At 65.5% G+C, this 12,590-nt stretch carries 10 protein-coding genes and 2 pseudogenes; 7 read left to right on the forward strand and 5 right to left on the reverse strand.

Going from position 1 to position 12,590, the window contains the following annotated elements:
* Positions 1-15: 15 nt before the first annotated feature.
* From AC6CCG_RS26765 to AC6CCG_RS26780, 4 genes and pseudogenes are all read right to left on the reverse strand, one after another.
* Positions 16-2,205: a helix-turn-helix transcriptional regulator gene (locus AC6CCG_RS26765; protein ID WP_496657816.1), complete on the reverse strand. Its 2,190-nt coding sequence runs from the start codon at positions 2,203-2,205 to the stop codon at positions 16-18.
* Positions 2,206-3,264: 1,059 nt separating this feature from the next.
* Entirely contained in the window at positions 3,265-3,948 is a 684-nt protein-coding gene (locus AC6CCG_RS26770) for a response regulator transcription factor (RefSeq protein WP_496657817.1), read from the reverse strand.
* A 62-nt stretch (positions 3,949-4,010) separates the two neighbouring features.
* Positions 4,011-5,147: a sensor histidine kinase gene (locus AC6CCG_RS26775; protein WP_496657818.1), complete on the reverse strand. Its 1,137-nt coding sequence runs from the start codon at positions 5,145-5,147 to the stop codon at positions 4,011-4,013.
* Positions 5,140-5,819 (reverse strand): annotated as a pseudogene (locus AC6CCG_RS26780) (response regulator transcription factor). Before AC6CCG_RS26780 ends, AC6CCG_RS26775 begins: the two are co-directional and overlap by 8 nt.
* A 175-nt stretch (positions 5,820-5,994) precedes the next feature.
* Here AC6CCG_RS26780 and AC6CCG_RS26785 point away from each other — a divergent pair.
* From AC6CCG_RS26785 to AC6CCG_RS26810, 6 genes and pseudogenes are all read left to right on the forward strand, one after another.
* Positions 5,995-6,933 carry an ABC transporter ATP-binding protein gene (locus tag AC6CCG_RS26785; protein WP_496657819.1) on the forward strand — a complete coding sequence of 313 codons (939 nt, stop codon included), beginning with the start codon at positions 5,995-5,997 and terminating at the stop codon, positions 6,931-6,933.
* Positions 6,930-7,679 carry a hypothetical protein gene (locus AC6CCG_RS26790; RefSeq protein ID WP_496657820.1) on the forward strand — a complete coding sequence of 250 codons (750 nt, stop codon included), beginning with the start codon at positions 6,930-6,932 and terminating at the stop codon, positions 7,677-7,679. Before AC6CCG_RS26785 ends, AC6CCG_RS26790 begins: the two co-directional genes overlap by 4 nt.
* Positions 7,680-8,082: 403 nt before the next feature.
* Positions 8,083-9,192: a sensor histidine kinase gene (locus AC6CCG_RS26795; protein WP_496657821.1), complete on the forward strand. Its 1,110-nt coding sequence runs from the start codon at positions 8,083-8,085 to the stop codon at positions 9,190-9,192.
* Between the two features lie 140 nt (positions 9,193-9,332).
* Positions 9,333-9,640: pseudogene (locus tag AC6CCG_RS26800) on the forward strand (IS3-like element ISMyma3 family transposase); the annotation flags it as partial.
* A 255-nt stretch (positions 9,641-9,895) separates the two neighbouring features.
* Complete coding sequence (locus tag AC6CCG_RS26805; RefSeq protein ID WP_496657822.1) at positions 9,896-10,438, forward strand: MmyB family transcriptional regulator; 543 nt, start codon at positions 9,896-9,898, stop codon at positions 10,436-10,438.
* Between the two features lie 34 nt (positions 10,439-10,472).
* Positions 10,473-11,273, forward strand: a complete 801-nt coding sequence (locus AC6CCG_RS26810; protein ID WP_496657823.1) for an HAD family hydrolase — start codon at positions 10,473-10,475, stop codon at positions 11,271-11,273.
* On the opposite strand, the gene AC6CCG_RS26815 is transcribed toward AC6CCG_RS26810, so the two are convergent.
* The gene (locus tag AC6CCG_RS26815; RefSeq protein ID WP_496657824.1) at positions 11,274-11,951 is read right to left on the reverse strand and encodes a PM0498 family protein; all 678 of its coding nucleotides are present in this window, start codon (positions 11,949-11,951) and stop codon (positions 11,274-11,276) included.
* A gap of 74 nt (positions 11,952-12,025) precedes the next feature.
* Here AC6CCG_RS26815 and AC6CCG_RS26820 point away from each other — a divergent pair, with 74 nt between their 5' ends.
* Positions 12,026-12,586, forward strand: a complete 561-nt coding sequence (locus AC6CCG_RS26820; RefSeq protein WP_496657825.1) for a GNAT family N-acetyltransferase — start codon at positions 12,026-12,028, stop codon at positions 12,584-12,586.
* The last annotated feature ends 4 nt before the right edge of the window (positions 12,587-12,590 follow it).

Consider the following 12,590-nt stretch of genomic DNA (forward strand, 5'->3'; position numbering starts at 1 on the left):
CGATACGATCTTCGGCTAGCGCCGGCGCCTGACCCAGATTCGGACCGCTTCACGCCTGTTCGATGCTCCGAGCTTCGAAAGGATGTTCCGCACATGGGCATGGACGGTTCGGACCGACAGGCCCAAGAGCGCAGCGATCTTCGCGTCCGCGAGCCCTTCTTGGATCATTTCCACGATCTCGGTTTCACGCGCCGTGAGTTGTCGCGGACTCTCAGGGCCCGCCGGCGGCGCCGGCGCCAGCCAGGCTGGGGTTGCGAGGGCAGTCACCGATCTGCGCTCTCGATCCGAGGCAGACAGGGCCCCGCGCTGGCGCAGCAGATGGCGGGCGATCCTGGCCATGCGCAGACTCTCCAGACAACAGCCCCGCGTGTTCAGCTCGTCGGCTGCCTCAACGATGGGACCGATCTGGCCCAGACCGTAGGCAGTGAGGACGCGCCTCCACAGCGTCACGAACCCCACCGAGTCAATCGCGTTGAGCGCTCGCTCAGCCACGTCCAGCTGGACTTCGACCCCCAGCGCCGCGCCGGTGATGGCCACGTTGATGTACAGGAAGGGATCCCGCTCGGGGCTCGTCGCGCCCAGTTGGTCCGCTATCCCTCGCCTCACTGGGGGTTCGTCGAACTCGCTGCGCAACGCCCTGAGCCCCGCCAACCTGTGCAGCCCGACACACAGGTCGACAGCCGAGTGAATGGCTGGGCTGCTTCCAAGGCCAGGAGAACGCAGCGGTTGGCCCAGGCCGACAGACTGGATCGCTTCGGCCGGTGCTCGGAGCAGGTGCCGCGTGTCAGACCTGATCGAATCGAGAAAGATGCTCGCACCAACAGCCGCCGAGTTCACCTTGCCCTGTTCGATATCGTTGAGCGCCGCCGCGAAATGAGCCACAGAATTCGTGGCTCGATCCCAGCCGACTGCGGACCCAATGAGTTGAACCGCCTGGTCGGCCAGCCGTTGATCCATGCTGAGGTGCGCGAACTGGAGGCGCATGAAGGCCGTGAGGAGCAACGGCCGGAGCGACATCCGCTTGAGGTTGAGCGTCCTCACGATCGTCGCGGCCTCCGTGACCGACCCGTTCCGGAACAGGTCAAGTGCGTCGACGAGTGATTGATGGCCCACGAAATCCGGCGGCAGTTCAGTGCCGTCGTCGGCGTACCTCTCTGCTCCGAGATAGTCTCCGGAACTGAGAATGCTTCTCAGATATCTCGCCGGCCCATTCGCGGGTTCGACGCTCGCCTCGCGCGCATACTTGAGGGCCGACTCGAGGCCATCCTCCTCAGCAGCACGGAAGGCCTTGGCGATCTTCCACGTTGCATTCTTGTCCGACGAATCCCGGAAATCAGCACCCGTCGCGCTGGCCCGATTCGCAGCGATGGCGGCAATTCCGGAGGCCGGTTGACGACCGAGCTGTGTCATCCACTGCCACATCGAGAAGGCAGTCGTGGGATCGCTGCACGACCTGACGAGCTTCTGCCCGTACGAGCAATAGAGTTCGAACTTGCGCGACAGCGACAAGGACGCGGCGAGAGTCTGCCCGTGCAAGGCTGAACTCGGCAGCACCCTGCGTTCACTCCTCGACATTCTGAGGGTGCCGCGGCGCAACAGATACTTCACGGCGCGAACCCCGAAGATCTCCATGATGTCGATGGAATCAGCCCCGCCCGTGAGCGCGACGAGATCCACCAGGTCGGCTGCGCCGGCGGGCGCTTCCGGTCCGGGCCGCCACCAGTCATACCGGGAGCTGAGATCAAGCGCGCCGTCGGCGAGATCGATCCGCCGAGCCACCAGGAAGCCGTTCAGTTCCAGGAAGGCGCCCCGCCTGGCCATGGCGTCCACGAGGTCGCAGAACACCCTGTACGTGCAGTTGGTGCGGGCCAGGAGGTGGTCCAGCGTCGGCCCGAACGGCGGCACTCCGAATCGGTGGTCGAACACGGTTGCGGCGCGGGCTCGATCGAAGGGCGAGATGTCGAACCGCTCAGCGGCCGCGATCTCGTCGGGCAGTTCCTGGTCGTCCTGAGCCAGGATGGCCAGCCTGATCCGTCCAGCGCGTGCCATCCAGAGAAGGCGCCTGATCGTGCCCCGGTCGAACGCAGCGGATGGGCTTGCCGCGACGACCAGGGGTCGGCCGGCAAGGCTGAGGAGGTGCTCTGCGATCTCCCCTTGGGAGATGATCTCCCGACGTTCCGACGCTGAGAGTTCCGCGTCGAACACGACTTCGCCGGCTGGAACGATCCGCTCCAGTGATGCGCGCTTGCCGCTGCCGGGCTTCCCGACCAGAGCGACGACTCCTCTGACCTCCAGGGCCTCCCGCGCCCTTTCCGTGGTTTCGGCACCGCACGGTCCGAGCCAAGCTCTAGGAGCTGCTCCACCTCCCGGACGAGTCGGCCTGTTCCCCATGGTTGTCGTGCGTGCTGGCTCAAGCACAGCCGACCGCGCACGACCCGGCTGTACCGCAGCACGCGTTGTCGCGTGTAACACAAACTCCCCTGCCCTGTGCAATTCGCATCCCGAAGCGTTCACATCACCCCAGCAGCCACCGCCTGCTATTCACCTGGTCCCCACCCGCATAGGTCCCTACGGCGACCACTAGCTCCAACAAGTAAAGCTTCGACTGCGTAAAACGGCCGTCAGCAAAAGTTTTTATGCGCCGTTTATCCGTCACCAACCGACCGCGATGGGCTGGTTGTCGCCAGGGGCCAGCCCTCAGAGTAGGGATGGGGGCTGAGGGCTGGCCCTGGAGGAGGCCCGGTCCGCCTTGGCCGAGAAAGGTAGGGAGTTCCTCGCCAACGGACGGACTCGGGCAACTGCGGCATCGTTGCCGCCGGCTCGGCGAGTAGCTCGAGCACGTTCTGCTCTGGAAATCCTGGGGCCGCTGATCCGTCTCAGGGCCGGGACTCCAGATCGCTATTCAATTACAGACAGGTGACGAATCGGCAGCAGCGTTCCCGAGGCATACCGACTCGTACGGGGACGGAGCGATAAAACTGTGCGGCGTGAAGGTACGGCTTGAATTCAGTCACGCGGAGACCGTCGAGAATTCACATTGCGAACACAAGATCATCGTGAGGTTGGCTCCGCTGCATCCGATGCTCGCACTTGACTTACCGCCCGGCAAGCGCTCGTACCTAGCCTTCTGGGCGTTCGTACCTAGGTAGCCAGGCAGAAGGGATCGCCCGTCGCGACACCACGACCCGAGAACGTCAGCAGTCTCGCGGAATTCGCCTCGAGCGACCGCAGCTTTTCCCGCAGGGTTCAGTGCCGGGTCTACGCTCAGGTGTTCCCGGCTGGCCCGGAGTCCGTACCGATCCGATAGCCGGCGCCCGGCACCGTTGTCACGATCCAAGGGTTCCCAAGACGCTTCCGCAAGGTAGAAACCGTGACGCGGATGGCATTGGTGAACGGGTCTGCATCGCCGTCCCACGCGCGCTCGAGGAGTTCTTCGGCGCTGACCACTCCCCCGCCGGCCAGCATCAGAACATGGAGCACGGTGAACTGTTTACGCGTGAGGGCAATGTATTGACCGTCGCGATAGACCTCGCGCCGGAATGGGTCGAGCCGGAGGCCGGACAGCTCCAGCACCGGTGGTACGGCTTGGGCGGACCGTCGACCCAAGGCCCGAATTCGGAGCACGAGTTCCTTCATATGGAAGGGCTTGGTCAGGTAGTCGTCGGCACCCGCCTCGAACCCGGTCGACTTGTCGTCGAGCCGGTCAGCGGCGGTCAGCATGAGGATCGGCGTGCCCGTGCCGGATTCGATGATGGCCCGAGCGACATCCTCTCCCCGGGGGCCCGGTACGTCACGGTCGAGAACCGCCACGTCGTACCTGCTCAAGCCGAGCAACTCGAGTGCCACATCCCCGGTGTCGGCGAGGTCCACCGCCATCGCTTCCAAACGCAAACCAGTCCGGATCGCGTTCGCGAGGGACGGTTCGTCCTCCAGTACCAGGACCCGCATAGCGCGAGGATAGTACGTCGGCTCTCAACCCGCTGGGAGGCGACGACGCGGATCAGGGCTGGTCAGGTGCCAGTCATCAACCTGCCTTGCCACGTTGAGCCCCTGACTGCCGGAGGGAAGCACACCGTCGCAACCAGTCCGCCGCTGGGCCGTGGCCGCAGGGTCAGTTCAGCCTCGTGTGCCCGGGCAATGGAGACGACGATGGCCAACCCGAGCCCGGCGCCAACCTGGTGGGTCCCGGTAGTGCGCGTGCGCCCCGAGCCGCGCTGAAACGGCTCGACGAACGTGGCCACCTGCTCCTCGCTGAGTTGGGCGCCAGTGTTCTCAACCGTGATTCGCGCGCACCCATTCGTGGCCACACCGGTCCGGACAGTGACAACGGGATCGGCGCCATCGTTGTGCACGACCGCGTTTCTGAGCAGGTTGGCGACCAGCTGCTCCAGCAGCACCGGGGCGCCCGTCATCCAGGCCGGCTCGGTCGTGAGCTGAACGGAGACGTCGCCGGACGAGTTCATCAGAGTAAGCGTCTCTGCGGCCTCTTCGACCACCAGTGCCAGATCGACAGGTTGGAACTCGATGGGCTGGCGTTCGATCTTGGCCAGGAGCAAGAGTCCCTCGGTCAGGCTGATCGCTCTGGCGTTCATCGCCCCCAGTTCGGCAAGCACCATGTGGATGTCGCGGTCAGGGTTCACGCGAGCCAGCTCGATCACGTTCTGGGTGATGGCCAGCGGGGTCCGCAACTCATGTGAAGCATTGGCCGCAAACCTTTGCTGTTCGCCGACAGTGCGCTCGATCCGGGCCAGCATCATGTCGAAGGTGTCGGCCACGCGCCGGAACTCGTTGTACGGCCCGGTCAAGGCGATGCGGTGACTCAACGAGCCCTCGGCGGCGAGTCGTGCGGCGGACTCGATCTCGCGCAGTGGAAGCAACATTCGACCGGCGAGCACCCAGCCGACGACCACACCGAGGAAGATCAGCACGCCAAGCGTTCCGATCGCTTTGGGCAGGAAGGCCTCCAGCAGATCGGTCCGGCCGGGCGCCCAATGACCACCACCGTTCACGTAGTAGCCGCGCCGGGGCACGTACCGCAGGAGGAAGAGGAACACCACGACCATCAGGGCGCCGCCGGTGGTCACGGTGAGCGCGGCATAGCTCAGCGCAAGACCGAACCGTGCCGAACCGGTGATGCGACTAAGCATCGGAATGATCGTCCGGCGGCTCGATCCGATACCCGGCCCCGGGGACGGTCGTGATCAGCGATGGCTCGCCCAACCGTTTCCGTAGCGTCGACACGGTGACGCGGACGCTGTTGGTGAACGGATTCGCGTGCTCGTCCCAGGCGCGCGCCAACAACTCCTCGGCACTGACAACGCCGCCGCCGGCGGCCATCAGCACCTCCAGCACTGCGAACTGCTTACGGCTGAGCGTCACGCGACGACCGTCCCTCGACACCTCTCGACGAAACGGATCGAGCCGGAGCCCTGCGACCTCCCGGATCGGCGGAGCCGCGGTCGTCGTGCGCCGGGACAGGGCGCGCAGCCGCAGCACCAGTTCGCGCAGCTGAAATGGCTTGGTCAGGTAATCATCCGCGCCGAGTTCGAACCCGCTCTCCTTGTCGTCGAGCCGGTCCGCGGCAGTGAGCATCAGGATCGAACACCCTTGCCGGAAGCCAGGATCGCCGCCGCGACCTCGTCACCCGAAGGACCAGGTACGTCACGGTCGAGCACCGCGGCGTCGTAGACATTGAGTTCGAGCAGCTCGAACGCGGCATCGCCATCCGCAGCCACGTCCGCCGCGATCGCTTCGAGCCGTAGGCCGTCGCGAATCACCTTCGCCATGACCGGCTCGTCTTCCAGCACCAGGACTCGCACGTTCGACACGCTAACCCGAGGCACAGCACGTCCTAGTAAAGAATCCGCACGGGCGGTCCATTACCTAGGTATTCGAAATCGCTTTTACGCAATCGAAAACCTCTCCAAGTATCGTCGCCGATACCGAGACCCATGGGTTGCATCCATCTGATCGAATCTAGGGGCGGCGAAGAACATGTACACTGCACGCCGGCGCCAGAGCGTCGGTATCCAGGTCAACGACCTGGCAAAAAGCTACGGACGGAGACAGGTACTCACGTCGGTGAGTTTCGGATGCCCACCAGGAACGATCACGGGTCTTCTGGGTCCGAACGGCTCTGGCAAGTCCACGATCATGCGCCTGATCACCGGTCTGTCGCGATCCGATCACGGTGACGCAACCTTCGACGGGACCCGATATCGAGACTTACGCGATCCCGGGAAAGAAGTGGGAGTTCTGCTCGACCCGTCGGCCCACCATCGTGGACGGACCGTACAGCAGACCATCGGAATCGCCGCCGCGATGATCGGAGTCGCCGAGGCGGACGCACATCGCGTCCTCGAATCCATGGGCCTCGCCGGTATCGCGAAGCGTCCGTTCGGCAGGTTATCCCTCGGAATGCAGCAGCGTCTCGGAATGGCGATTGCGATCATAGGGAACCCGCGCTTCCTCATCCTCGACGAGCCCATGAACGGGCTCGACGTTGAAAGCGCGCGGTGGCTGCGAGAGATGATCATCGCCTTCTCCCACACCCGCGGCGGGACTGTCCTGATCTCGAGCCATCTCTTGCAGGAACTCCAGGCCTACGCCGACCGGTACGTCGTGATCAGCGAAGGGCGTGTCGTGGCTGAATCCACCGCAGCCGACCTCACCGTCGCCGAACACTGTGAGGTCACCGTCCGAGATGCCGGAAGCTTCACGGTCGCGCTCCGGGGCCGCGGAGTCGAGTTCGAGGAGTTGGATCAGTGCAGATTCAGGGTGAACGCCAGCAGCGCCACCGTGGGGACCATGGCCATCGAGAACCGTATTCTCATCACCGCATTGATTCCCGGTGGAAGTCGCGCGTTGGAGGGGTTCTACCTCTCGTCGACCAACGGCGAGCTGCCGATCCCCACCGCAGGCGGCCCAAGATGAAGACGTACGGTGCGGCACCCATTCCTCGGATCCTGCACCTTGCCGCCCTGGAGGTGTGGAAATTCCTCGTCACCCGGTCAACGAGAATCCTGCTTCTGATTTCCCTCATCGTGAGCGCGGGCCTGATCGCCGCGTCTGTGCTGATCGGACTGAGCGGACCAGCAGCCGCGATCGATGCTGCCACGACCGTCGGCTCTCTGACACTGATCGTCAGCGTCGCGGCATCCCTTGCGGGCGTGCTGATCTTCGCGAGCGACTGGCAGCATCGCGAGATCATCAGCGTATTTCTCCTGGACCCGCGACGGCTCTCCACGTACTTCGCGAAATTGATTGCGGTGATCGTCATCGCGTTGTCGGCGGCCATCGTGGTGATCGCGATCTCCCTGTCGGTCACGCTTGCGATCTCAGCCATAACCGGAACGCCCTGGCAGCTCGCTGACCTTTCCGCGGCCATCGGCGCACTGATCGCGTCATCGCTGATCGGTGCCATGACCGGCGCCGCACTGGCCAGCGTTCTGCTCAGCGTTCCCCTGGCGATCGTCGCCGTATTCGTCCAGGCACTCGTCGTCGAAGTCCCACTCGCCCTCCTGCCCGGACCAGTGCCAGGCTATTTCCGGCCGTCAGCCGTTCTCGACTTCTTCACTCGCGATGGTTCGGCAGCCCAGGCACTCACGTCTGCCGGACTTTGGATACTCGTTCCCCTCACGTTCGGCTACCTGCGTCACCTGAACCGCGACGCCACCTAGGCCTCAACCACCCCCGCTCAGCCCAGGTCCGGTGAACCCACCTCCGCCGAACGAATGCCTACCCAGACCGCGCTGACCGAACCGAGCGGCACCTCCACCCACACCTCCCGTACTCCAGCTCCCCCTGCACAGACCCCCTCGGAGGCAGCCGCCATCCCCGAGAAGGAGGACGGCCCAAGCCAGAGCGGCGAACTTCCCGATACGGGTAGTGCGGTGCTACCACTCGGAATCAGCCGCAACTGCGATCGCAGGGCTCGGGGCGGCGATCCTGGCTGGTGGACACAGAGAGGAAACATCGACGGATGAGCGTGGGAGAGCGTCATATCCGGCGGCCCGGGGCTCGGTGATAGTGCAGCCCTGCTGGGATACTGGATCGAGTTCGGCTCGACTACGGAGGTACACGGTGGCTCGACGCCCCACTCGGAGCGCTCGATTCAGGCTCGCGCTCAGCTACGCCGTTCTCGTCCTCGTCGTTGTCGCCGCGATGGAGGCTTCCGGCATTCTGTTCTCCCTACTGAGCTATACAAACCTTCAAGTCGGAGGGAATCCCCCGCCAGAGGGATGGTTCCTCTATTTTGCAAACCAGTATTTTGAAACCTACTGGGCCTACGCGCGAGTGATGGCATGGCTCCCCCTGTGCCTCATCATCTTGGGCGTACTCGGCGGCTGGTTCCTGGCGGGTCGGATGTTGCGCCCACTTGAAGCGATCAGAACAGCGGCCCGCCTGACCACTGAGGGCTCACTCAGCCACCGTATCCGTCTGGCCGGCCGCGACGATGAATTCCGCGAGGTCGCCGACGCCTTCGACAAAATGCTCGCCCACGTCGAGCACAGTATCGGCGAACACCAGCGCTTCGCCGCCAACGCCTCGCACGAACTCCGAACGCCGCTCGCAGCCTCACGCGCACTGGTGGAGATTGCGCGCGCGGATCCCCGCGCCGATACTCAGGCGGTACTCGCGGAGATCGAGGCCGCCAACAACAGAGCCATCGAACTCACCGAAGCTCTACTCCTCCTCAGTCGCATCGACGCAGCCCAGTTCGAATTCGAACGGGTCGACCTCTCCCTCATCACCGAAAACGTCACCGAGTCGAACACGAAACTCGCCGATCAATTCGGCGTCTCCATCGACATCGACACCGAAGTCAGACACGTCAACGGCTCCACCATTCTCCTCGAACAACTCGTCAGCAACCTTGTGCGCAACGCCATCGTCTACAACGACCCGGACAACGGTCACGTCTGGATCAGCGTCGGCAGCGAACCCGCACACCCGCGAATCAGCGTCGAGAACACCGGCCCGCAGCTCTCGACGCAGGAGGTCGCCGAACTCACCGCCCCGTTCCGCCGCGGTGCCGGACGTACCCGCGCCTCGTCCGATCACCACGTCGGCGCCGGCCTCGGCCTCGCCCTCGTCGTCTCCATCACCCGCGCCCACGACGCCGAACTCGACCTCAAGCCGCGCCCCGCCGGCGGCCTGATCGCGACCGTCACCTTCACCGGCGAACAGTAGCCGGCGGAGACCCTCTGAACCCAGTGCATCACCGGGCGACGCTGGACGAGGTTGTAGGCCGCGCCGAGGAGGTTCGCAACGAGGCCGGTGAGCCGCCCCGGGATGTCCGGAGACTTCATTCGTTGGAAGGATGAAGTCTTATGTCACGTCCATCGTCTTACCCCGCGAGTTGCGGGAGCGGGCTGCCCGGCTGGTTGCCGAGACCAAGGGCAGCTACGGGTCGGAGTTCGAGTGCATGACAGCGGTTGCGACGAAGCTCGGGATCGGGTCGGCGGAGGCGCTGCGAAAGTGAGTCCGCCGGGGCCGAAGTTGATCATGGTCAGCGGCCAGGGGTGACGTCGGAGAAAGCGGCCGAGGTCAAGGCGTTGAAGAAGGAGGTCGTCGAGCTTCGCCGGGCGAACGAGATCTTGAAAGCGGCAGCGAGCTTCTTCGCGGCGGAGCTCGACCGCCCACACCGCAGCTAGGTGAAACCGCCCCTGCCCGATCGACCGGCGGGTCGGTCACTGGGCCCCGCCGCCGCGAACGGCGTCTGACCTGGGACGCCGCCGCACGGCACAGCCCGATGCCGGACGCAGTCTGCGGGGGCGCCGGCCGGATCGCGTCTCTAGGCAGCGTCGCCTAAACAACACGAGACGTCCTATGTCTCGTACACTCGGTCCTCGAACTCACGAATACTCGAGCTCGGCGAGGACAAGGAGTTGCCGTGTCGACCAGTGCTGACGGCGCCGACGGAACGAGGCCACCGCGGCTCGAGTTCATTCTCGACCGGCTGGACTCGGCTCCGGCGCTGGTGATCAACAGGATCGGCGACGTGATCGCGGCGACTCCGGTCGGCCACCTCCTCTTCGGGCCCATCGGGATGCTCGACGCGTCGCCCAGCAACCTGAGCCGGTACGTCTTCACCGATCCCCGCGCCAGGGCCGCCTTCCCGGACTGGGACTCGGTCGCCGACCGCGTGGCGACCCAGCTCCGGCTCGACACCTGCGACGAGACCGAGCCGTTGATCGCGGAGATGTCGCGGACCGCCGGAGCCGAGTTCGCCGACCGGATCGCGGCTCCGCTGTCGATGCCGGAACGCCACGGCTACGTGCGGCTGAACCATCCGGATGCCGGGCTGGTCCGGCTCACGTACGAGACGCTCGACCTGTTCGTCGACGAACCCCAGCACCTGCTGCTCTATCTGCCCGCCGACGAAGCCGCGACGCAAGCCTTGCAGCGGATCGCGGCGGCGGCCGGCGAGGCGTGATCTTGGTTCGACTCTGCAGTGGAAGGGACTCCGCGTGACCATCAGACTCGTCGCTTTCGACCTGGACGGGACGATCTTCGATCGCAACGGCATCGCAGCGGAGTTCGCCGAGGTGATCGCCCGCATCGCCGGGGAGGGCGTGCATTGCGTGATCAACTCAGGGCGCTCGGTCGGCTTCCAGGTGGACCTGCTGAGCGAGTACGACCTGCTGCAGCACTTCACGGCCTTGATCGGTGACGAACGGTGGGTGCACCTCCTCGACGGCGCCGGTACAGATCCGGAGCTGCGACCGCTCGATCCGTGGAATGCCGAGGTCCGGTCCAACTGGGCCGAGCTGGAGCCGATCGCCGAGGGCTGGTGCCGGGAGCTCGAGGAGCAGACCCGGCAGCGGGGCTGGGTCGGCAGGGTCTCCGATGCGGAGACCGCGCACCGCCGCGGCATCTGGGCGATCTCCCTCGAGAGGGCCGAGCAAGCCGAGGACCTGGCCGCGTGGCTGCAGCCCCAGCTGGCGGGCAGCGCCCTGGCCTGCAATTCCAACGGCACGATCGTGCATGTCTTCGACGCGGCCCGCGACAAGGGCACCTCCCTGACCGCGCTGGCCGAACACCTCGGGTTCGCCCACCACGAGGTGCTGACCTTCGGCGACGGCTACAACGACCAGCCGATGCTGGACGGCCGGCACGGCTTCGCGTCGGCGACCGTCGCCAACGCCAACGAGGACGTGAAGTCCTGGGTCCGGGCTGCCGGCGGTCGGATCGCCGAGGGCGACTGTGGTGTCGGAGTCGCGGAGTTGCTCACCGCGGACTTCCCGCCGCGGACCGCCGCGACGGCATGATCAACTTCGACGGGCCCGCCGTTGGCGACAATTCCGGTAGGAGGGCGGGCGGTCCCGCGATCCGCCGCCGGGCTCCTCGGTCCCCGTCGACGAACCCTGATCACCGCTGAGGTGATCACAGATGAGGTCGTGCGGACCGCTGTCGACCTCGATCAAGTTCGGTGTTCCGAAGGTGTACGTGTCGAGATCGGCAATGGCCCAACTCTCGCCCCACCGCACCCGATGGAACCGGAAGTTGCCGCTGTCGCTCGCGGCGCCGACGAAGCATCGGACGGAGGTCGGGTTGGGCAGCTCTCGGGCCAGTCGGACGACCTCATAGGCGAACCTCAGGCCCTGCCGCAGCATCAGCACCTGATCGGGCTCGCTGATCAAGGGGCCGCCGTCGGGTGTCGTGTCGACGCGGACGGGCACCACATCGTCGAGGTGGAAGCTGTTCAGGTCGGCTTCCCAGCCGGTCAGGTCCGGATGGCTTCCAGCCCGCCCGCTGAAGTCCAGCGTGAGTGCGTACTTCTCCTTGACCACCCAGCTGTGCGGAAACAGCAGAGCCTCGCCGTGCCAGACCAAGCCGGCGGCGACGATCTCGCGCAGCTCCGGGACAAGTTCCGGCGCAGGCGAGACCGGCGGCAGGCCGGCCCTCTCGAAGGTCGCGACCGCCGCGTCGTTCAGCCGCACGTTCATCACTCCACGATGGTCACAGACGCCATCGGCCGACTCCACCGGATTTCCTGACGGCATCCGGTTACCCTGCCGAGGTGACGTCGATCGCCTGGCCGGTCCGGACCGAGCGGCTCTCTCTCCGGCCGTACGAACCCGGCGACGTGGACGGTCTTTGGTCCTTCGAGCGGCTGCCCGAGGTCCAACACTGGCTCGGCTGGGCGCCGACGACGCGCGATGAGCTGAGCCGGGCGATGGACAACGAGGCGAGCGCCACCACCCACGTCGTGGTGCGGCTCGGCCCCATGATCATCGGCCACATCATGATCATGCCGCGGGACGGCTTCGCCCAGACCGACGTCGCAGTGCAGGCCAAGGGGCTCGAGGCCGAACTCGGGTGGATGTTCGATCCCGGCCACGGCGGCAGGGGCTTCGCCACCGAGGCCGTACGCGCCACCATCGGGCTCTGTTTCACCTCGCTGCGGCTGCGCCGGGTCCACGCGGGATGCTTCGCCGACAACACCGCGTCCTGGCGGCTGATGGAACGCCTCGGCATGCGGCGCGAGGAGCACAGTCGCGCCACCGCGTTGCACCGGGACGGCACCTGGCACGACGGCTTCCGCTACGCCTTGCTCCGCGAGGAGTGGCCACCTCGGTGATCAA

This window comes from Microlunatus sp. YIM B11417 (genome assembly GCF_059617205.1).